Below are 18612 nucleotides of genomic sequence, written 5' to 3'. Positions count from 1 at the left end.
TGCTGCGGATCAGGACTGGGACGGCGCAGTGAGCCTTGCGATGTCGGGGGCGTAGACGGTCATCCAGTGCGGATGCAGCCGGTAGTAGACCACGTCGTTGTCCCAGTCGAAGAAGTCGTCGCCGTAGAAGTCCTTGAGGTACGCGAGCAGGTCCGGCCAGTCCGCGGCCGGCTCGCCGTCCCGGGGGTTGAGGATCTCCACCTTGCCGTGCGTGAACACGCCCAGGTCCTCACCGCGCATGTGCGCGGCGCTGACGGCGGACCGCGCCGCGAGGTGGCGCGCCTTGGCGGCGCCGCGCGCCGTGCCGAAGTGCCACTTTCCGTGCAGGAAGTGCCCATCCACACCGCTGATCCGCGGCTCGCCCTTCGCCGTCACGGTGGACAGGGCGAGGGTGCACATGCCGGTGAGGGCCTGGCTGAGCTGCTCCGCGGTCAGTGTGCTCTCGGTGTTGATGATCGAGCGGAGGTGTGAGGTGGAGCGGGAGAGGGAGGCGTCGAGGAGGTCCTGAAGCTCTCTGAGGTCTTCTGGAGTTTCGCGCATGGAGGTCCCTGTCTATCCGTATCTATCGTGGCGCCCGGTCCACGCACACCATCGACGCCGGCCGGTGAGACCATGCTCGACCCAAGACCTGACACCTTGTGTCATATTTCTTCATCCGTCTTGCGGACGCCACCGGGCCGCCTGGCCGGACGCCACGCAGCGACTGGCTCTGACGGCCTGGAGCCGAGGGTGGAGAATCCAGGAACAGCGGTTGGCGCTGAGAACGATCATGGTTTGGTGGTTCCGTCAGGGGATCGGTCACGGTGTCAACCGCCCGTACCGACCGGCAACTCACGCAGCCCGGCCATCGCGTCGGACACCTCGGCGCTGACCGGCAGGGCGCCCTGGGCGCCTCTTCCCCGGGTCGACAATGCCGCCGCCACGACCGCCCAGCGGGCTGCTTCGATGACGGTTTCACCGGGTCGTGCCACCAGTGCCGTGGCGAGGGCTCCGCAGAAACAGTCCCCCGCGCCGGTGGTGTCCATCGCCTGCACCGGAAGCGCCGGCACGTGTGTGGCCTGGCCGTCGGGCTCGACCACCAGGGCGCCCTGCGCCCCGAGGGTCACCACCACGGTGGCAGCGAGACCGAGACGTCCCACCGCGCCCGTAACATCGTCCAACCGTCTGGGGACGGGCGTCCCGGCCAGGAGCGCCAGCTCGGTGCGGTTCGGCACCAGGATGTCCACCCGACGCGCGAGCGCCTCGGGTAGCGGGCACGCGGGTGCGGGATTGACGACCAGCAACCCGCCGGCCAGTTCGGCGGCTCGTTCCAGGGCGGGCATTCCGACCTCACACTGCATCAGGGTGAGGGCCGCCGCCCCGATCACGCCGCGTTGGCGGTCGATGCAGACCGGGTCGAGGGCGGCGTTGGCCCCGGGGCTCACCACGATGACGTTCTCTCCCTGACCATCCACTGTGATCAAGGCCGTTCCGGTAGGGGTTCCACCGACGACGATCATCCCGGACACGTCCACGCCCCGTCCGGCAAGCCGCTGCCGGACCAGGTCACCGGCGGCGTCGTCGCCCACGCAGCCGACGAAGGCGACGGATGCCCCCAGCGTGGCCACCGTCATCGCCTGGTTCGTGCCCTTCCCGCCGACCCCTTCCCAGTACTCCCGCGCGGTCAGCGTCTCGCCGGGGCGGGGCAGCCTGTCGGTCACCACCAACCGGTCCAGGTTGGCGCTGCCGACCACAGCGATCATCGGCTCGTTCAGCATGCTGCCATCTCCCTGTTCGATGCCCATCCCCGCGCGACTGCCCGCCACCGGGCCTCGTGCAGACCGTGTACCACCCGCACCGCCGAGCCCGCTGCGGCGGTCATGCTTGATCTACCGTTCTCGTCGACGGTCACTGCGACCGCGACCTCGGCCGTCACCATGCCCGGGCAGACGGCGACAGCCGCAGCGACCAGGTCGTGGCAGTACCGGGCCGACCCCGCGGACCAGTAGTACGCCAGCAGTTGTGCCCGCAACCTGAGCCAACCCTCCCCGCCGGCGAGCGCGTACCGGACAGCGGTGTCCGGGCACCTCGCCTGGGTGGTCACGTCGGTCGGCACGATCCGAACGCCCTTGCCGGGCGGGTTGGTGAGCAGCAGCCGGGCCGCGTGGGGATCCCGCGCGAAGTTCGGTTCGGCCCCCTGCACCACGCCGGGCAGTGAGAACGCCCCGCCCATGACGGTCAGCCAGGCTTCCCCGGGCCGGTGTCCGCCTTGGCTGGCGATCCGCGCCGCCGTGGTGCACGGGCCGAGTACGAGGTAGTCGGTGTGTGGCGGTAACGCCTCGTCATCCACCCCGCCGCCGAATTCGGGTCCGCACGGCGGTACGAGCGTTCCGAGCCCGTACTCACCGTGCAGGTGCACTCCGGACGGCACCGAGGTCCGTCTCGCCGGCGTCACCTCGGCGCCCCGCAGCAGCAGCGGTCGACGGACCGGGGCAAGCGTCTTCAGGACGTGGGTGACCGCGGCTCCGACGACGTCGACAGTGCGGGCTCCGCCGGTCGCGATGACCGCGGGGACATCGACCTCCGGCAGGCCGAGTAGCCAGGCGAGCGCCACCAGATCATCCACGCCGCCGTCGGTGTCGACCACGATCCGTCGCCGCGTCCCGGCCACGGCAGCGCCGTGGCCGGGACGCGGCGGTACCTGATCAGGCACCCGCGACACCGAAACGGGAACGCAACCAGCTGGCGGCCGTACCGATGCCGGACCAGGCGAGCAGGCCCAGCAGGCTCAGCAACAGCAGCCCGACCATGGACTGCGGGACGTTGTCGGTTTCCTGGCCCTGAGCGACCATGAAGCCGAGTCCGGCCTGGGCACCGATCAGCTCACCGATGACCGCAGCCGTTACGCCGGCCAGCGCGCCCAGCCGCAGCCCGACGACGATGTGCGGAAGTGTCATCGGCAACTCGACCCGGAAGAACCGCTGCGTTCCCGACATGGCGAGCACCTGACACAGGTGCCGGTAGGCCGTGCCGATATCCCGCAGCCCGGCCAGCGTGTTGACCAGCACTGGGAAGAAGGTGACCAGGGCGACCAGTGTGATCTTGCTCGTCACGCCCAGGCCGAGCCACAGCACCAGCAGCGGCGCGATCGCGATCTTCGGCGTGATCTGGATCAGCACCAGCAGCGGCATTGCCAGCCGTTCCAGCCAACGCCAGCGGGCCGCCATCACTCCGGCGAGTACGCCCACCGTCAGCCCGATGGCAACGCCCTGCAACAGCTCGACAGCGGTCACCCTGATGTGTACGAGCAGTTGATCGCCAGCGAGCAACTGCCCGGCGTACCGCACGACCTCAACCGGCCCCGGCAGGGTGTACGCCGGAACGTCCGCGGCCTTGACGTAGCCCTGCCAGATCAGCAGGAACGCCACCACCGAGGTCGCACCGAGCAGGGTGCGGGGGAGCCGACCGAGTCGCCGTTCGGTCACGAGGATACCTTCTGCACGAAGTCCGTCGCGCGTACGTCGCCCTTGATCAGGCCGTACTGCTTCTGGGCGTCCACCGCCTTCTGCCAGGCCGCTGGGTCGCCGTAGCCGAGCCCGTTCGCCTTGGTCGCCTCGCTCTGCCACAGCTCCTTGGCGAACACTTCCTGCATCACCTCGGTCACTGTCTGCTCTTGACCGGCGAAGCTGGGGGCGTACTTCTGGACCGACATCGTGACGGCAGCCGGCAGCTTGCCGTCGATGAGATCCTGCAGTGCCGTGTTCAGTGCGCTGGTGAATCCCTTGACCACCTGCGGATTCTTCTGGGCGTACTGCTGACCGGCGATCACCACGTTGCCGAACGAGGGCAGGTACTCGTTGGACAGGATCTGGTTCACCTGAACCCCCGCCGCCTTGAGGGTGTAGTAGCGCAGCCGGGAGAAGACGATCGCGTCGACTTCCTTGTTCTGCAGGGCGGAGACGATCGCCCCGGTGCCGACCACCTTGACGGTCATGTCCTTCTTCACGTCCAGGCCCGCTGAAGCGGCCATCGCCGTCAACTGCACGTAGTTCGGCGAACCGAGACTGGTCACGGCGACGGTCTTGCCCTTCAGCTGTGCGGGGCTGGTGATACCGGAGTCGGCGATGGTGAGCAGGGCACCGATGCCCTGCTGGTATGTCGTGTGCACCACGACGTCGGGCACTCCGTTGGCCACGGCCTGGATGACGGTGTCCGCGTTCGGGAAGCCGAACTGCACGTTGCCCGCAGCGACGTTCTTGGTGATCGTCGCGGCATCGGCGTACAGGAACTCGACGTCAAGTTTCTGGTCGGCGAAGTAGCCCTGCTCCTTCGCCCAGTACAGGGGTGCGTAGTAGGGCGCGGCGGCGCCGTCGATCTGGATGCTGACCTTTGTTGTGCCGCCGTCCTTGCCGCCTGTCGCGGGGGGCTCGACGTCGCCGCAGCCAGCGGTGACCGTGACGACGGCGCCGGCGACGACACCGGCGAGGATGGATCTGCGGTTGATGCGACGCATTGCGCTACCTCGAATCAGGGTGGGGGAAATGGTGGAAAGAGCCCGATTGCGTTGGCGTGGAATCAGGCCGGGACAGGGTCGCGCCAGGACAGGGCGCGGGTCTCCACGAAGGTGACCAGTTGGTAGACGGCGACTCCGACGGCGATGATCACCACGATCGCGGCCATCAGGGTGGGCACCTGGTACGACGAGTTGGCCTCCACCAGGAGATAGCCGAGTCCCTGGCTTGACGAGATCCACTCGGCGACGACGGCGCCGGTCATGGCGTCGACCACGGCAACCCGCGCGGCGGCGAAGATCGACGGTGACGCCGCCGGGATGTCGATCCGGAACAGCTTGGCGACCGGTTTCATCCCGATGGTCGTGGCCAGGTCCTGGTACCCGGAGTTCACCTGCCGGAGCCCGGTCACGGTGCCGATCAGGATCGGGAAGAAGGACAGGCTCACGATGAGAATGAGTTGGCTGGTCAGACCGAGGCCGAACCAGAGGACGAACATGGGGGCGAGAGCGATCTTCGGCATCGCCTGGAAGACGACCAGGAACGGGTAGATCATCGCGTCCACGACCTGTGATCGGGACACGAGCACTCCCAGCAGCGCACCGACCACGGCCCCGATGGCGAAGCCGAGCCCGATGTTGCGAACGGTGTAGCCCAGATGGGTCCAGAGCGTTCCGTCCCGCGCCAGGTCCACCAGTTGCCCCCCGACCTCACCGGGGCTGGCCAACAGGAATCGCGGGACATCCGCCGCCTCCTGGTACCCGGCCCAGACGGCCACGATGACGAGGACGTAGAGCAGCGCGACGAAGGGCTTGAGCACGATCGGCAGGCGGCGGGACCGCCGTCGCCCCGTACCCGCCGTCTCGGCCCGCGACGCGGCGACCATCGATTCGGGCGCCGAGGTGGGGGCCGTCACAGCTCCCCCCGTAGCATGGCCTGGAACTCCGCGAACCGTGGGTCGAGCTTGGTCTCCGCGTTCCGTGGCCGGGGCAGGGGTACGTCGTGGACCGCGCGGACCCGGCCGGGATGCGGTGACAGCACGACCACCCGGTCGGCGAGGTACGCCGCCTCGTCGACGCTGTGCGTGACGAAGACGATGGTCTTGCCGGTTGCGGTCCAGATTCTGAGCAGGTCATCGTGCAGCTTCTCCCGCGTGATCTGGTCGAGCGCGCCGAAGGGCTCGTCCATCAGCAGCAGCGCCGGATCGTGCGCGAGGGCCCGGACGATCGAGGTCCGCTGGCGCATGCCGCCGGACAGTTCTCTCGGCAGCGCATCGGCGAAGTCCGTCAGGCCGACCAGGCTCAACAGTTCGCGCACCCGCGGCTCGTACTGCTGGCGCGGGATCTTCAACGTCTCGGGGGCGATGGCGGCGTTGCGGAAGACGGTGCGCCACGGCAGCAGCACCGACTCCTGGAAGACGTAGCCGATGTCCCGTCCCGGCGTCGGCTGGCGCGACCAGATCGTTTTGCCGGAGGTGACGGTGTCCAGGCCCGCCATGATCCGGAGCAGGGTGGACTTGCCGCACCCCGAGGCGCCGATGATCGCCAGGATTTCACCCTGTCGCACGTCGAGCGACACATCGTGCAGCGCGTGCACCACCTTGCCGCGCTCGGATCGATATTCCTTGTTGATGCCCGATATCCGTAGCAGCGTCCCGGTCGGTACGGCTGCCGCCGTGCCTGTCTGATTGTCGACGGAACTTCCGGTTGGCGCACTCATTTCTGTTCACATCCACAACTCGATCGGAAGATTGGCTCGGCGGGCAGGCTGACGTGCCTCGCCGGTCGGTACGGATCGCGTATGCGCTTCTCCATGAGGGTCAGCGCCTCGGCGGCGAGCAGGGACAGGGGCTGCCGCATGGTGGACAGCGGCGGTGTGGTGTAGGCGCTGACGTCGGTCCCGTCGAAGGAGACGATGGCGACGTCGCGGGGCACGTCGAGCCCTCGGTCGCGCACGGCGCGCAGCAGGCCCAGTGCCTGCCGGTCCGAGGCGACGAAGACGGCGGCGGGCAGTGTCAACCGGTCGAGCAGTTGGGCACCGGCCAACCGTCCGCCGTCCGGCGTGAAGTCCGACGACACCTCCCACGCTTCGGCGGTGATGTCGTGGTCCCGTAGTGCCTGCCGCCAGCCGGCGGCCCGTTCCCGTCCCACGACGGTTTCGCTGGGGCCGGACAGGCACGACACCTGCCGGAAGCCATGCCCGAGCAGATGGCTGGTGGCCAGACGGGCGCCCTCGTGGTGATCCACCGCGACCGAGTCGTGTCCGCTGGTGGCATCCGGCGGCACGCGGTCGAGTACGACCACCGGGCACGGGGCGTCGGCCAACGCGAGTGCGTTCGAAGGGCTCTCGTGACGGGGCACCCACAGCACCCCCTCAGCCCGCACGTCGCCCATGGCGGCGAGCCGTTCCGCCTCCTCCCGTCCGTTGGAGTGCAACAGGAAGAGCAGCTTGCCGCGCCGCGCGGCTTCGGTCTCGATCGCATGCGCCAGTTCGGCGAAGAACGGGTTGCCGCCGTCCGGCATCAGCAGGCCGAGAAACCCGCTGCGGGTACGACGCAGCGCCTGGGCGACCCGGTTCGGGCGGTAGCCGAGTTCCCGGATGGCCGCCTCGACCCGGGCCCGGGTCGCTGGGGCCACGGGTTTTGGTCCGCCGTTCAGCACATAGCTGACCACTGCGGCGGATGTCTGTGCCCGCTTGGCCACGTCGGCTCGGGTCACCTTCATCAGCACCTCCGGGGGAAGGAGGAACCGAAGATATGTCCATCACAACGTGTAGTCAACACGTGTAGATGATTTGGTGTCGCCGCGGCAACGTCTCAGGCGGCCCGGCGCGCCTCGCTGCTGCCTCATCGAGCCGAAGGTCTGCTTCGCCTCTGCGGAAATCCGGGGAGTCCTTGGATCTGAGGTCGACGATGCGACGAGCCCGTCCGGGGGTGCACCCCACCCGGCGGGTGCCCCGGCCGCGCAGGCCATCAGGTCCCGTCCGGAGCTGCCAAGCGGGGTCCCTGCGGAGCCGCCTCAGCCACTCAAGCTGGATAAATGCTCGACATAACCCATCGCACCCCGCGCCGGCAGCAAGCGACGGCAGCCCCCTTGACGAACGTCGAGCCATGGCGCATAGTCGGCTCTTCCCAAGTGGAAGGCGTTCATCCGCGTGGAGGAAACAATGCTGTGCGCCTCATCCGGCACCATGGGCGAGGCTGCCGTCGCTCCGACGGCGGAGGCGGACTCAAGAGACCACTTCTGGGCCACCAGCGACCCCGTGGCGGTCGACCTGTCCGTCACGATGGGTGACATCAGGCTGAACAATCCCGTCATGCCGGCGTCCGGTTGCTTCGGCCCCGAACTCGGCGCCCTGCTGCCGGTGCACGAGTTGGGCGCCCTGGTGACCAAGACCGTCTTCGCCACGGTCCGGTCGGGCAACCCCGCACACCGGATCACGGAGGCTGCCGACGGGATGCTCAACAGCGTCGGTATCCCGAGTCCCGGCATCGCCGAGTTCCGGGCACAGGTGCTTCCGCGGTACCTGGCGACGAGCGTGCCCACCATCATCAGCATCGGCGGGCTCACCGTGGCGGAGTACTGGGCAGCGGCAGATCAACTGGCCGGACACGGCGCCACCGCGGTCGAGGTCAACGTCTCGTGCCCCAATCTGGAGCATGGCGGCCTGGCCATCGGCACCGATCCGAGCACGGTGGAGCGGGTCGTGTCCGGAGTGGTCGCCCGTTCGGACGTACCGGTGTTCGTCAAGCTCACCCCGAACGTGACCTCGATCGCAGAGATCGCCCGCGCCGCGGAGCACGCCGGAGCCACCGCCATCACCGTGGCCAACACCTTCCCGGCGATGAGCGTGGACGTCACCCACCGCTCGGCCGTACTCGGCAACGGTGTCGGTGGGCTCTCCGGGCCGGCGGTGAAACCGATCGCGCTACGCCTGGTCTGGCAGGCCGCCCAGGCGGTCAACATCCCGGTCATCGGCTGTGGCGGCATCACCACCGCCCGGGACGCGCTGGAGTTCCTGCTCGCCGGGGCAACCGCCATCCAGGTCGGCACCGCCAACTTCACCCGGCCGTACGCCATGGCGCAGATCGTCCGGGGCCTCGGACCCCTGCTCGCCGCATCGGGCACGATGACCGTCTCGGACGTCATCGGCTCGTTACGAGTCTGAGCTTCGCGCCCGAGCGCCTGTCGAAGGAGAGACCGTGCAGCCGGTTGTCAGAGCCCTGGAAATACTTCGCGCCATCGCCCACCACGGCGACGGGATGACCATCGGGGATATTCACTCGACGCTCGGCATCCCGCTGGGCAGTGCCCACCGGTTGCTGGCCGTCCTGACCGAGCAGGAATTCGTCACCCGGTCACCGATCAACCGCCGTTACTTCCTCGGACCTGCCGCCCGGCAGCTGACCGAACAAAACAACCGGCTCACCTCGACCCTGACCGCACCACACCCCGCAGTCGTCGCAGCCGCGGCCGAGTCCGGCGAGACGGTCTTCCTCTCCGAACTGGTCGGCAGCCAGGTGGTCTGCATCTCGCTCATCGAGAGCAAGCACCCGCTACGCCTGTTCGTGCGGATCGGCCAGGAAATGCCCCTTCACGCCGCCGCCTCCGCGCGGGCGCTCCTCGCCGACCTGGACACCGGTACAGCCCGCGCGCTGCTCGCCGACCGCCCGCTCACTTCCTTCACCTCGGACACCCCGGCCACCCCCGATGCCGTGATCGAACACCTGGCGGTCGTCCGGGCACGCGGGTACGACGTGTGCGACGACGAGCTGGACCGCGGAGTGTGGGCCGTAGCAGCGCCGATCCGGACGTCCATCGGTACAACCTGCGCGAGCCTCACCCTGGCCGCAGCCGCCGACCGGATGCGCGACCCCGTGGCCCGGGCAGGAGCGATCCACCTCGTGCTCACCACCGCAGCTCGGCTCAGCGCTGAACTCGGCTACATCAGCCGGTTCCCGTCGTCACCGTCGGTCCCGCAGATGGATCAGCCGGACAAGCCACGCCCGAACCGACCAGCCTCGGAGGAAGACCATGATCCGCGCTGACAGCGCTGTGGACACCGGTACCAACCGGCGGAACATATTCCAGAGCCGCCACCAACGTTGGACGGAGCTGGCGCGGGACCTCCGCGCCGCAGCGTGCCTACCAGGCGAGTTCATACTCGACGCGAGTGAGCCTGTCGACACGTACATCGACGTTGTTCTGTTCGAAACCCGGCCGACGATCCTCCGCCGGATGGCTGCCCTGTTGGCGGATCTGGTGGACGCGACCGCCGACAGACTGGCCGCCCGGACACAGGTGATGCCGCTCGTCACCGCGCTGTCCCTGGAGACCGGGCTGCCCTTCGCCATGATCCGCAGCCTCGATGAGGGGGGCGGGTCACGGGTCGAGGGCGAGCTGCACGCCGGCGAGCGGGTCGTCCTCGTCGAGGACGTGATCGTGTCTGGTGCGCATACCGCGGGCGCGGTGCGCGCACTGCGTGACCTCGGCGCGGTGGTGCCGGGCGTACTGGCCGCCGTCGACCGCAGCCGGGGCCGGAGCCATACCGCCGCCGACTGCCCCGTCCAGGCCCTGTACACCCCGCTCGACCTGCAGATACCCGACCAGGCGCGGCCCTGCGCCCGAACGGACGCCAGCCAGGCGACAGCCTGACAGACCGGGGCGCCCCGCGTCGCGAACCCGCGCGTACACCACCTACCCGAATGGAGCTGAGACCGCGATGACGACCCACCCACCATCTCCGGACCGACTAGCCGCCGCCGTCGACGAACTGCGACGGGCGGCGGCAGACGGCGGTGTCGCAGACGCCGCCGCAGTCGAAATCGTCGGCCGGATGCTCGCCGAGCGGCTGCGGCCGCAGCACCCCGATGTCATCGTCGGGCGGGACAACATCGACGACTGCGTGCTGACCCATGTGGTATGCCGGGAACTGGACATCCCGGCGGTACGGGTCTACGAAGGATCAGGACTGCTCTCGCTGAGTCGGCATCCCACCGCCGGATCGCGAGCCGCGCTTCTCGCCGTGGCGTGGTCCGACCTGTCACCGCTTCGGACACTGCAACGCCTCCTCGCCAACGATCAGGTGACCGTGGTGGCCGTCGCGGCAGCCCTGCCCATCCCCGAACCGGCACTGCCCGGTCCGGCCGGGAACCCGGTCGCCACCGTCACCACGACGACGGACGCACCACGATGAGCCCGACCCTGGTGGAAACCAGCCTGCCACCGGTTGACACCGGCCGGCTGACCCACCTGCTGACGGAGTTCGCCGGATACAGCGAGACCACGCACGGGGTGACCCGGCTCGCGTACACCCCGCTGGAACGCGGGGCGCACCGCATGTTCACCGACGAGCTCAGTGCGCTCGGCCTACATACCTGGACCGACGCGGCAGGCAACAGCTACGCCGAGATCGCCGGCGGCGGGCCAGCCCGCGCCATCGGTACGGGCTCCCACCTGGACACCGTGCCGAACGCCGGCCGGTTCGACGGCATCGCCGGCGTGGTAGCGGCGATGGAGGTAGCCCGGATCCTGGTGGAGAGCGACGCGCGACACACGCATCCGATCAGGTTCGTGGCGTTCGCCGGCGAAGAGGGCGCCCGGTTCGGCCAGGCCTGTACCGGCAGCCGGATCGCGGCAGGCCTACTCGACTCGCCGGACCTGGCCGACCTGCGGGACACGCGTGGTGTGTCCGTTGCTGACGCCATGCGGTCGGTGGGGCTCGACCCGGATCGTGTCTCGGAGGCGCGCTGGAGCACGGACGACTGGGCGGCATTCGTGGAACTCCACATCGAGCAGGGCAACGTGCTCGAAGCGCAGGCCATTCCGGTGGGCATTGTCGAACTCATCTCCGGCAGTACCCGTCTTCGGCTCGACCTGCATGGACGCGCCTCGCACACCGGGGGCACCCCGATGCACCAACGTGCGGACGCCATGACCGCCGCAGCCGAGATAACGCTGCTCGCCGAGGAGATCGCCACCGACGCTCGACACCACGGTACGCGGGCGACGGTCGGCCGGCTGGAGCTCGAACCAGGATCGATCACCACCATCCCTGGCACGGCCCGGCTGTACGTCGACATCCGCGACGTGGACAGCGATCGACAGCGATTGACCGCGGTCGAGTTGATAAACGGTGCCCGGAGCATCTGCGAGCGGCGCGGACTGACCCTCGACATCGAGACGTTGGGCGACACCTCACCGGTCGTGCTGCCGGTCTGGTTACGTCGCAAGATCGCCGACGTCTGCACCACCACAGGCACCAGGTACCGGGTACTTCCCAGCGGCGCCAGCCACGACAGCCAGATGATCAACAAGGTCGTACCGGCTGGAATGATCTTCGTCCCCAGCCGGAACGGTCTGAGCCACGTCCCGGACGAGTGGACCAGCGTGGAGGATCTCGCCGTCGGTACCGACCTGCTCGCCCGCAGCCTCCTCGCCCTGGACCGCGAGCTGGACTCCGGAACCACGGCGGAGGCGACGTGCTGAACACCGCGGGCCACCTCGTGCCGCTGGATCTGCCACCGACACACCGCCCCCGACCCACCTGGCACCACGCACCGGTGCTCCGCCATGAACCGGTCGGCGACCGGTACCGCCTTCTGCGCCTGCACGCCCCGACCATCGCCACCCGGGCCCAGGCCGGCCAGTTCGTCATGCTCACCGCAGCGCGCACCGACGAGGTCGGCCCCGTCCTGCCCCGTCCGATGGCAATCTACGACGTGGTACCGGAAACGGGCACGCTCGACGTGGTGTACGGGGTTCTCGGAGGGGGCACCCGAAAGCTCTCGACCTTCGCCGTTGGCGAGACCATGCTCGTGACCGGGCCGCTGGGCCAGGGATTCCACCTCACTGCCGGCAGCAACCACGTGCTGTTGCTCGGCAGGGGAATCGGCACCTGCTCGCTGACCATGGTCGCCGCAGCCAATACCGCCCGGGGCGGCGTGACGACGGCTGTCGTCAGTGCCCGCCACCCGGGGGCCCTGGTCGGCGTCGATGTGCTTCGCCGGGGCGGAACCGGGCAGCTCCACCAGGTCACGGACCAGGACGCCACCAGTGAGCCCGACTTCCTGGCCACACTGCTCACCGCGACGCTGGACAACAACCCCCCGGAACTCATCCTTACCTGCGGTTCACAGCGACTGGTCGACCTGGCCGCCGAACTCGGCCGGCGTTGGGGCGCCGAGGTGCAGGTCTCGGTCGAAGCCCACATGGCGTGTGGCCTGGGGTACTGCCACGGATGTTCGTCCGGGCAACGGGGAGAGGGCAGGGAAGCTCCCCTGGTCTGTCTCGACGGGCCGGTCTTCTGGTGGAACGTCGGCCATGGCTGAGCCGAGCTGGGACGTTTCGGTAGGGCCACTGTCCCGGCAGCCGCTTCTGCCATGCACGGTGCTCCGTGGCGTACGCCCCTACGGCGACCGCCCGATAGATCTGCTGATCGAAAATGGCAAGATCGCCGCACGCGGCGACATCGGCACCGGACCGGATGTCCTCGACATCGCCTGCCACGGTCTCATCGTCCTGCCCGCCCTCACGGATCTGCACACCCACCTACGGGAGCCGGGCACCGAGGACGCCGAGACGATCGCCACCGGCACGCTGGCGGCGGTCAAAGGTGGGTACGCCACCGTGTTCGCGATGGCGAACACCAATCCGGTGGCCGACGGCCCGGAACAGGTGGAACACGTCGCCGTCATCGCCGAGCACACCGGCCACTGCCGGGTACAACCCGTGGGCGCGGTGACCCTCGGTCTCGCCGGTGTCACCATCGCCCCGATCGAGGCGATGGCTGCCTCGCACGCCAAGACCCGAATGTTCTCCGACGACGGCCGGTGCGTGGAGGATCCCGCACTGATGAGGCAGGCGCTTCGCCGGGCGGCCGACGCGGGTGGATTCATCGCCCAGCACGCGCAGTCGTCACCGCTGACACCGGGCGCTCAGGCCAACGACGGGGCACCGGCCCGCGAGTTGGCACTGGCCGGCTGGCCGAATGTGGCCGAAGAGGTGATCATCGCTCGGGACTGCGTTCTCGCTGGCGCGGACAACACACCCCTGCACATCTGCCACGTCTCGACCCGTGGCAGCGTGGAGATCATCCGCTGGGCCAAGTCCCGGGGCTGGCCGGTCACCGCAGAGGTCACCCCACACCATCTCCTGCTCACCGACGAACTGATCCGTACCGGGGACACCCGTTACAAGGTCAACCCGCCGCTACGGGACATCCAGGACGTACTGGCCCTGCGCGACGCCCTCGCCGAGGGCATCATCGACGTGGTCGCCACCGATCACGCGCCACACACCCCGACAGCCAAGAACCGCCCATGGTCCGACGCCCCACCCGGCATGCTCGGCCTGGAAACCGCGCTGCCGGTCGTCGCGGAGACCATGGTGCGTACGGGACTCATGTCCTGGCGCGGGCTGGCCGAGGCGATGGCCATCCGGCCGGCGGCCATCGGGGGGACCGGCGTCGGCTCCGACCCGCTCCAACCAGGGATGCCGGCCAGCCTGTGTCTCGTTGACGCCGGAGCCGACTGGACGGTCGATCCCGCCCGACTGGCCAGTCCCGCGCGCAACACGCCCTTCTCCGGTCACCGATTCGGATGCCGGGTGGTCGCCACCATGATCGACGGCAGGCTCGCCTGGTCCACCGGCGATGTAGTGCTCAGCAAGGACTGTGTGGATTTCCGTCCTTGACCACGTCAACCGGCGCTGTTGCGTTGGCGGATCGGTGGACGAACTGAGCCGCGTGGCCGTGCCATCGCCGCGGTCACCCGATCGGCTTTCCGATGTGATCAATGCCCGCTCCCCATGACACGACCGCTCTTGTTGCAAGATACTGGCAACAGCCAAATGGCGGCAACATCATCGGAGGACACCTGATGGCGGTCTACACCCTGCCCGACATGCCCTACGACTACGGCGCCCTGGAGCCGGCCATGTCCGGACAGATCCTGGAGCTGCACCACGACAAGCACCACGCCGCGTACGTCAAGGGCGCCAACGACGGCCTCGAGCAGCTCGCCGAGGCCCGCGCCAAGGGCGACTTCGGCACGCTCGTCGGCCTGGAGAAGACGTTCGCGTTCAACCTGTCCGGACACGTCCTGCACTCGATCTTCTGGAACAACCTGTCTCCGGACGGCGGCGACCGACCCGACGGCGAGCTCGCCGCGGCGATCGACGAGCACTTCGGCTCCTTCGACGCCTTCGCCGGACAGCTGTCGGCGGCGACGAAGGGCGTGCAGGGCTCCGGCTGGGGTGTCCTGGCCTGGGAACCGCTCGGTCAGCGGCTGATCGTGGAGCAGGTGTATGACCACCACGGCAACGTCGGTCAGGGCTCCACCCCGCTGCTGGTCTTCGACGCCTGGGAACACGCCTACTACCTGCAGTACAAGAACGTGCGGCCGGACTACGTGGACCGGCTGTGGAACCTGGTCAACTGGCCAGACGTGATCGCCCGGTTCGACGCCGCCCGCGCCGCGAGCCCGAAGATCTGACCCGGGTGAGCGCACCCACCCCCGCCGCGGCGGAGCTGGTCCAACGCGCCGCCGGGGTCATCGCGGCCACCCACCGCGGTGACCTCGCCGGTGCCGAGGAACTCCTCGCCGCGTTCCCCGGCGAGCAGGCCAAGACCCTTGGCTTCTACCTGCTCGCTGACCTTGCGCTCGGCCTGGTCCGGGCCGGCAGCGGGCAGTCCATGGACGACCTGGTCCGGGAGCTGTCCCTGCTCGTCGCGGTCACCGCAGGTCAACCACCACCCGCCGGGAGCTGACCGCGGGGTCCTCGTCGCCGCTCGCCGACCACGAGGACCCCGCCCGCGGTCATGCACGGGGGTGACGGCGCGGACCACGCCGTGCCGGCGGGACGACGATCGCGGCGACATGGCCGGCCAGCGCGGCCACGGACAGTCCAACCACGCCTTAGCCCCCCTCGACGCCGTCGAGCAGCGCCCGCCGCAGGGCAAGCCGGTGCTCCCGGCGGATCTGCGCCTCGCGGTAGCGGCACCGGTCGCCATCGGTCTCGGGTAGCAGCGGGGGCACGGTGCGCGGCTGACCGTCGTCGTCGACGGCGACCATGACCAGGTGGGCGGTGGCCACGTCGGTGGGTGGTACCGCCCGGTCCCAGCGGTCGGCGGTGACCTTGACCGCCACCTCCATCGAGCTGCGACCGGCCCAGGTGATCCGGGCATCGACGTGAACGACGTCGCCGACCCGGACCGCACGGAGGAAGGCGGTCTCGTCGATGGCGGCGGTGACCGCCGGCCCGTCGGAGTGCCGGGCGGCAACCACTCCGGCGACGGAGTCGATGAGGTTGAGTATCCGGCCTCCGTGCACGGTGCCCATCAGGTTGGTGTGGTGCTGGTCCATGATCTGCGACAGGATCAGGTGCGACGCCGACGGCGGTCGGCCGGCGGTCATGGTGGTGTCGTGCACAGCGGTAGTCCGTCCCTCGAACCCACGCCGCCGAGACACGGACACGCTGTCGAGGGCCCGCCCGCGTCGGGGCGCGGCGGGTCACCCGCCCAGCCCTCCCGCGAGGCCGACGGCAGCGCACACGGGTTGTGTACGCGGCACGGGCAGGTCTTCGGACTCGTGGGCACGACCGGGGTCACCGGTCTCCTACTGGCCGTCGCTTCCCGGGCCGGTGGCCCAGTGCTGATGACGGCGGTCGTTCCCACTCACCGCTGCGGGGCAGTCCCGGACTTCCACCGGGTTCCCTCTTACGACGCTCGGCCGAGTCCGGCCGGGCGAACCAGCGCCGTCCCGCAGCGTATCCCGCCGCCGGTCACGTCTCGGGCGGCGGCGGGGCCGGCTGTGAGGTAGCTCCCTCGCCCCATCTCCTGCACTTCTCGCCCGTCGGTGCCGCTGCCGGCTGGGTCGTAACTGGCCCCACCTCTTGGGTGTTGGGGTGGTCGTGACGGTCTAGAGTGGCCCTGCCTGAGCGGTGTCCTCGTCGTTGAGGATCCTCCGTTGACGTTGATGGGAGGGCCCGGGATGGGGTCCAGGGCGGGTTTGTTCGCGAACACCCGTGCAGGCGGGGCGGCAGGTCACCGTGCAGATGCCGTTGATCGAAGGAGGGTCACGGCAGCCGGAACGCTGACGCAGCTCGACGGATCTTGCCGTGGACCCGTGGCGGAGGTGGTCTGATGACGTCGCGCTTCGATGACGTCGCGCTTCGCGCCCCCGTCGATCCTGCGCTCGCCCGTGCGGAGGGCCGCGAACTGGTACGTCACGAGGGCGGACGTTCCGGCGAGGCCGCGGCCGGAGGTTGGATCGTGTTCCAGAGCGCCGTACTTGTGGTCGGTGCGGGGGCGTTGGCCGCCCTGTGCGTGCTGATGGTGCAGCTTATGTTCGGTGCGCCCGGCGCCGATGCCACGACGGTGGTGATCGCGGGTCTCATGGTGGTTCCGCTCGCCGTGATGCGGATCCGGGGTGTCGTCCGGGGTCGTCGGGCCTCGGAGGTCGGCTGGTACCGGCTGAGGCGTTTCACCGAGGCGAATGGGATGTCCTACACAGCCGTCGAGAAGGATCCGGTTCGACCGGCGGCTTTGTTCCGCGTCGGATCGTTGCGGGTCGCGGGTGATCTGGTGACCGGGACTGCGCATCGTCCGTTCGAGGTCGCGAACTACGCCTATTCCACCTGGACGGGGTCGACGCGCATGCCGCACACGGCCTGCTACGTCATGTTCACCGTGCGGACAGCGTTGCCGCCGATGACGCTGGTGACCGCCGCGCGAGATGTCCCGTCGTGCGCATGGGGGGTACCGCCATCGCACCGGCCGCTGGTGATGGGCGGCTCGTTCGACGTGCATTTCCAGGTACTTTGCGCACCGCAGGATGACGACGCCGTCCGGAGGCTGCTCACCCCCGCGGTGCAGGAGACGCTCGTCGAGCTCGCGGGGAACTGCGACGTCGAGATCGTCGACGGCCGCGTCTTCTTCATCGCGCGTTGGGCGCTGCCGAACACGGCTCCCGCATTCTGGGAGTGGATCGAGGACCTCGCCGCGCTGGTGGACGAGCAACTGGACCGACAGGGCGGTTCTGCCGTGCCGGGCAGGCGAGTCGCGGACGAAGCACGTCGATCGCGCAGAGCAACGCTGTTCGCGAGGACGAGGCTGCGCGGAATTGCGGTCGTCGGCTGTCTGATCCCGTTGCTGTTCGGAGTCGTCGCGGCGGTATTGACCAGCGCGATAATGCGGTAGGCCGCGATCAACACTATGACCCGCCGCCTCGTTCACACCCGCAACCAACTCGCCGCCACCACCTGAGAACCGTCGCTACAGTAAAGCTGGCTCCCCGACCAGCGGCCGTCGGTTGTGCTCGGCGCAAGCGCAGGCGCGGCGCGAAACCTCAGTACCAGTAGTAGCTCCAGTTTCCTTGGCAGTCGGACTCGAATGCTTCCCGGCTCTCGAGAGCGATGTTGACCGGGATGATCCTGGTTGACCCGAACTCGTCCTCTTCGGCGATGAGGGCGCGGAGTTGTCGTTCCCACTCATACCATCGCGGTGTCCGCTGCAGTTGCACAACCTGAGCCGCAGTGTGGACGAACACGGAGACGCTGTGAAGATCCGCGTTCACGGCGACGGTCCAGACGCTGGCTCCCCAGTCATCGCGGGACTGGTCCCACCGCTCCTGCGGTATCGCCGCCATGACGCGTGTCGTGGCCTCCTCATCGAAGCACCCCAGCCCGCCCAGAATCGGATCAGTTATGTACTCGATGCAGCCAAGTGCTGCGATGCGCCGGGCCCGCGAACCTGGAAGGTTCCCCACCCGCAACGCCCGTGCCGTGAACTGCCGCCACCGCCACGGACCAAACTCGGCAACGATCTGATCGAAGACCGCGTCCGCCCGCAGGCGGCGTTCATGGTCGAGTGCCGCGCCACGTACCCAGGCGGTTATGGTCGGAACCTCCACGCCCGGGACTCCGTGGCCGGCCACGGAGTTCATGGACCCGCAGGTAAGGGCAACAACGGGCTGACCGAGCCGAGCCTCGAGCGCCTCGAGCGCCGGGCGAAGTTCCGCGTCACCGGCCGTCTGTCCTCGGAGGACATTCGCAACCTCCTCGAACTCGTCGTCTTCCTCCGCGCTCACACCAGCATTCTGCCGCACCAGACATCGCTGTGTGAC

Annotated in this window: 20 protein-coding genes and 1 riboswitch; of the genes, 10 read left to right on the top strand and 10 right to left on the bottom strand. The window is 68.9% G+C overall.

Going from position 1 to position 18612, the window contains the following annotated elements; all coding sequences use genetic code 11:
- Positions 1-9: 9 nt before the first annotated feature.
- The 8 genes from OOK41_RS19785 to OOK41_RS19750 form a co-directional block, all read right to left on the bottom strand.
- On the bottom strand, positions 10-540 hold the full coding sequence (locus tag OOK41_RS19785; RefSeq protein WP_266266254.1) for a pyridoxamine 5'-phosphate oxidase family protein: 531 nt from the start codon (positions 538-540) through the stop codon (positions 10-12).
- 266 nt (positions 541-806) lie between these two features.
- Positions 807-1757 (bottom strand): ribokinase, encoded by a 951-nt coding sequence (locus OOK41_RS19780; protein ID WP_266266253.1) that lies wholly within the window; start codon positions 1755-1757, stop codon positions 807-809.
- The gene (locus OOK41_RS19775; RefSeq protein ID WP_266266252.1) at positions 1751-2692 is read right to left on the bottom strand and encodes a nucleoside hydrolase; all 942 of its coding nucleotides are present in this window, start codon (positions 2690-2692) and stop codon (positions 1751-1753) included. Before OOK41_RS19775 ends, OOK41_RS19780 begins: the two co-directional genes overlap by 7 nt.
- Positions 2685-3407 carry an ABC transporter permease gene (locus OOK41_RS19770; protein ID WP_128763535.1) on the bottom strand — a complete coding sequence of 241 codons (723 nt, stop codon included), beginning with the start codon at positions 3405-3407 and terminating at the stop codon, positions 2685-2687. Before OOK41_RS19770 ends, OOK41_RS19775 begins: the two co-directional genes overlap by 8 nt.
- Positions 3408-3460: 53 nt before the next feature.
- The gene (locus tag OOK41_RS19765; RefSeq protein WP_266266251.1) at positions 3461-4492 is read right to left on the bottom strand and encodes an ABC transporter substrate-binding protein; all 1032 of its coding nucleotides are present in this window, start codon (positions 4490-4492) and stop codon (positions 3461-3463) included.
- A gap of 62 nt (positions 4493-4554) precedes the next feature.
- On the bottom strand, positions 4555-5406 hold the full coding sequence (locus OOK41_RS19760; RefSeq protein ID WP_266266250.1) for an ABC transporter permease: 852 nt from the start codon (positions 5404-5406) through the stop codon (positions 4555-4557).
- Positions 5403-6209 carry an ABC transporter ATP-binding protein gene (locus OOK41_RS19755; RefSeq protein ID WP_266266249.1) on the bottom strand — a complete coding sequence of 269 codons (807 nt, stop codon included), beginning with the start codon at positions 6207-6209 and terminating at the stop codon, positions 5403-5405. The genes OOK41_RS19760 and OOK41_RS19755 overlap by 4 nt, the downstream gene beginning before the upstream one ends.
- Complete coding sequence (locus OOK41_RS19750) at positions 6206-7213, bottom strand: LacI family DNA-binding transcriptional regulator (RefSeq protein WP_266266248.1); 1008 nt, start codon at positions 7211-7213, stop codon at positions 6206-6208. The genes OOK41_RS19755 and OOK41_RS19750 overlap by 4 nt, the downstream gene beginning before the upstream one ends.
- Before the next feature lie 442 nt (positions 7214-7655).
- On the opposite strand from OOK41_RS19750, the gene OOK41_RS19745 reads away from it, so the two are divergent.
- The 9 genes from OOK41_RS19745 (at position 7656) to OOK41_RS19705 (ending at position 15257) form a co-directional block, all read left to right on the top strand.
- On the top strand, positions 7656-8657 hold the full coding sequence (locus tag OOK41_RS19745; protein WP_266266247.1) for a dihydroorotate dehydrogenase: 1002 nt from the start codon (positions 7656-7658) through the stop codon (positions 8655-8657).
- Between the two features lie 34 nt (positions 8658-8691).
- Entirely contained in the window at positions 8692-9537 is an 846-nt protein-coding gene (locus tag OOK41_RS19740) for an IclR family transcriptional regulator (RefSeq protein ID WP_266266246.1), read from the top strand.
- Complete coding sequence (locus tag OOK41_RS19735) at positions 9524-10144, top strand: orotate phosphoribosyltransferase (RefSeq protein WP_117667097.1); 621 nt, start codon at positions 9524-9526, stop codon at positions 10142-10144. Before OOK41_RS19740 ends, OOK41_RS19735 begins: the two co-directional genes overlap by 14 nt.
- A 67-nt stretch (positions 10145-10211) precedes the next feature.
- On the top strand, positions 10212-10685 hold the full coding sequence (locus OOK41_RS19730) for a hypothetical protein (RefSeq protein ID WP_266266245.1): 474 nt from the start codon (positions 10212-10214) through the stop codon (positions 10683-10685).
- Positions 10682-11977, top strand: a complete 1296-nt coding sequence (locus OOK41_RS19725; protein WP_266266244.1) for a Zn-dependent hydrolase — start codon at positions 10682-10684, stop codon at positions 11975-11977. Before OOK41_RS19730 ends, OOK41_RS19725 begins: the two co-directional genes overlap by 4 nt.
- Before the next feature lie 167 nt (positions 11978-12144).
- Positions 12145-12819, top strand: coding sequence for a hypothetical protein (locus OOK41_RS19720; protein WP_266266243.1), 675 nt, complete (start codon positions 12145-12147; stop codon positions 12817-12819).
- A 58-nt stretch (positions 12820-12877) separates the two neighbouring features.
- Positions 12878-14182, top strand: coding sequence for a dihydroorotase (locus tag OOK41_RS19715; protein WP_266266242.1), 1305 nt, complete (start codon positions 12878-12880; stop codon positions 14180-14182).
- Positions 14183-14367: 185 nt separating this feature from the next.
- A complete protein-coding gene (locus OOK41_RS19710; RefSeq protein WP_266266241.1) occupies positions 14368-14982 on the top strand; it encodes a superoxide dismutase in 615 nt (204 codons plus the stop codon).
- Between the two features lie 5 nt (positions 14983-14987).
- On the top strand, positions 14988-15257 hold the full coding sequence (locus OOK41_RS19705; RefSeq protein ID WP_266266240.1) for a superoxide dismutase: 270 nt from the start codon (positions 14988-14990) through the stop codon (positions 15255-15257).
- A gap of 148 nt (positions 15258-15405) precedes the next feature.
- Here OOK41_RS19705 and OOK41_RS19700 read toward each other — a convergent pair whose 3' ends face one another.
- Positions 15406-15903: an acyl-CoA thioesterase gene (locus OOK41_RS19700; protein ID WP_266267904.1), complete on the bottom strand. Its 498-nt coding sequence runs from the start codon at positions 15901-15903 to the stop codon at positions 15406-15408.
- Positions 15904-16042: 139 nt separating this feature from the next.
- Positions 16043-16257, bottom strand: a riboswitch (cobalamin riboswitch).
- Positions 16258-16631: 374 nt separating this feature from the next.
- On the opposite strand from OOK41_RS19700, the gene OOK41_RS19695 reads away from it, so the two are divergent.
- Complete coding sequence (locus tag OOK41_RS19695) at positions 16632-17687, top strand: hypothetical protein (RefSeq protein WP_266266239.1); 1056 nt, start codon at positions 16632-16634, stop codon at positions 17685-17687.
- 148 nt (positions 17688-17835) lie between these two features.
- On the opposite strand, the gene OOK41_RS19690 is transcribed toward OOK41_RS19695, so the two are convergent.
- Positions 17836-18576: a hypothetical protein gene (locus OOK41_RS19690; RefSeq protein WP_266266238.1), complete on the bottom strand. Its 741-nt coding sequence runs from the start codon at positions 18574-18576 to the stop codon at positions 17836-17838.
- Positions 18577-18612: the final 36 nt, after the last annotated feature.

This window comes from Micromonospora sp. NBC_01655 (assembly GCF_026339755.1).
Classification (GTDB): domain Bacteria; phylum Actinomycetota; class Actinomycetes; order Mycobacteriales; family Micromonosporaceae; genus Micromonospora.
Note: the sequence above shows the minus strand (reverse complement) of the source record. Positions and strands in the feature narration are given on the sequence as shown.

Excerpts from the sequence above, each read along its gene's own strand:
- OOK41_RS19785 (WP_266266254.1), bottom strand. The coding sequence starts at position 540 with ATGCGCGAAACTCCAGAAGACCTCAGAGAGCTTCAGGACCTCCTCGAC.
- OOK41_RS19780 (WP_266266253.1), bottom strand. The coding sequence starts at position 1,757 with ATGCTGAACGAGCCGATGATCGCTGTGGTCGGCAGCGCCAACCTGGAC.
- OOK41_RS19765 (WP_266266251.1), bottom strand. The coding sequence starts at position 4,492 with ATGCGTCGCATCAACCGCAGATCCATCCTCGCCGGTGTCGTCGCCGGC.
- OOK41_RS19755 (WP_266266249.1), bottom strand. The coding sequence starts at position 6,209 with ATGAGTGCGCCAACCGGAAGTTCCGTCGACAATCAGACAGGCACGGCG.
- OOK41_RS19750 (WP_266266248.1), bottom strand. The coding sequence starts at position 7,213 with ATGAAGGTGACCCGAGCCGACGTGGCCAAGCGGGCACAGACATCCGCC.
- OOK41_RS19745 (WP_266266247.1), top strand. The coding sequence starts at position 7,656 with ATGCTGTGCGCCTCATCCGGCACCATGGGCGAGGCTGCCGTCGCTCCG.
- OOK41_RS19735 (WP_117667097.1), top strand. The coding sequence starts at position 9,524 with ATGATCCGCGCTGACAGCGCTGTGGACACCGGTACCAACCGGCGGAAC.
- OOK41_RS19730 (WP_266266245.1), top strand. The coding sequence starts at position 10,212 with ATGACGACCCACCCACCATCTCCGGACCGACTAGCCGCCGCCGTCGAC.
- OOK41_RS19725 (WP_266266244.1), top strand. The coding sequence starts at position 10,682 with ATGAGCCCGACCCTGGTGGAAACCAGCCTGCCACCGGTTGACACCGGC.
- OOK41_RS19720 (WP_266266243.1), top strand. The coding sequence starts at position 12,145 with ATGCTCACCGCAGCGCGCACCGACGAGGTCGGCCCCGTCCTGCCCCGT.
- OOK41_RS19710 (WP_266266241.1), top strand. The coding sequence starts at position 14,368 with ATGGCGGTCTACACCCTGCCCGACATGCCCTACGACTACGGCGCCCTG.
- OOK41_RS19700 (WP_266267904.1), bottom strand. The coding sequence starts at position 15,903 with ATGACCGCCGGCCGACCGCCGTCGGCGTCGCACCTGATCCTGTCGCAG.
- OOK41_RS19695 (WP_266266239.1), top strand. The coding sequence starts at position 16,632 with ATGACGTCGCGCTTCGATGACGTCGCGCTTCGCGCCCCCGTCGATCCT.